Raw genomic sequence first — 1,272 nt, forward strand, 5'->3', positions numbered from 1 at the left:
TCAAGTCGGCACCCGACTACGAGAAACCTGCCGACAGCGGCGGCGACAACGTTTACGACGTGACCGTCACCGCCACCGGGGCCGGCGGCCAGGACACCCAGGACATCGCCATCACGGTCACCAACGTGCTCGAGGGTTCGGCACCGACCATCACCTCGGGAGAGCTGACCCGTGACAGCACGCCGGTCATAACCGGCACCGCCACCGCGGGCTCCGTCGTCACCATTGCGGTCGCGGGGGCGACCTACGCCGTCACTGCCACCGACGGCACCTGGAGCCTCGACCTGGGAGCCGCAGTGCCGCGCGCTGGAACCCTGGCGCTCGATCCAAACGGCGCCAACAGCGTTTCGGTGAGCATCGCCGGGGAAGAGGCCGAGGTCGTTACCCAGCAGCTGACCATCGACACCACCGCCCCATCCCTGGCGATCACCTCGATAACGATGACCAGCGATAGCATACCGGTCATCACCGGCACGGCCGAAACCGGTGCCATCGTCACCATCACAGTAGAAAGTGCGACCTATTCCCTGGTCGCGACCGACGGAGCCTGGAGCCTCGACCTCGGCGCGGCCGTACCAGAAACCGGCACCCTGACGCTCAACCTCGGCGGTGCCAACAAAGTCTCGGCCACCGCCACCGACGCAGCCGGCAACACTGCCACCGCCGACCAGACGCTGATCCTCGACGGCGCCGCTGCGACCACGACGCTCATATCGGGACAGCTGACCGGCAATTCCTACTACAGGCCCTGGACCCCTGCGGACATTGCGATGGTGCTGGAAGGAGGTTCTGCGGACACCATTACGGTTTATACCGGCAATGAGATCAGTGAGTCCGCTCCCGACCTTTACAATTACGCGACCGCGGTCTTTGTCCCGATCCTGGCGGGATCGTTCACCTTCTCCGTTTCGGCCGCCGATATTCCCGACGCGTCCTTCGACTTCAGCGATGTCTTCATGGCGGTGTACGAGGCGAGCTTCGACCCTGAAGACCCGCTGAACAATCTGATCTACGCCAACGACGATACGTCGGAGACTGACTTTAAGCCGACGATCGCGAATATCCAGCTGCAGCCCTTCACCCACTACATCGTGGTGCTGACGGCTTATGATCCGGTTGCCACCGGCACCTACACGATTGCGGCCAAGGGTCCGGCCGGCGGTGCCTGGATGGGGGCGGACACCGGCGAATCGCTCGTCATCATCTCGGACCCTTCGGCTGTGTTCGCCGAGAACGATACCGGTCCGGTCTACACCGCCGAGGTCAGCGCCG

Annotated in this window: 1 protein-coding gene; it reads left to right on the plus strand. The window is 64.1% G+C overall.

The genetic code is table 11. The annotated features are described in order from the left end of the window. Positions 1 to 1,272, plus strand: a 1,272-nt coding sequence (locus N826_RS38980; RefSeq protein WP_044437995.1) for a hypothetical protein, incomplete at both ends; no start/stop codon positions are given.

It is taken from the genome of Skermanella aerolata KACC 11604 (assembly GCF_000936425.1).
Taxonomy (GTDB): domain Bacteria; phylum Pseudomonadota; class Alphaproteobacteria; order Azospirillales; family Azospirillaceae; genus Skermanella; species Skermanella aerolata.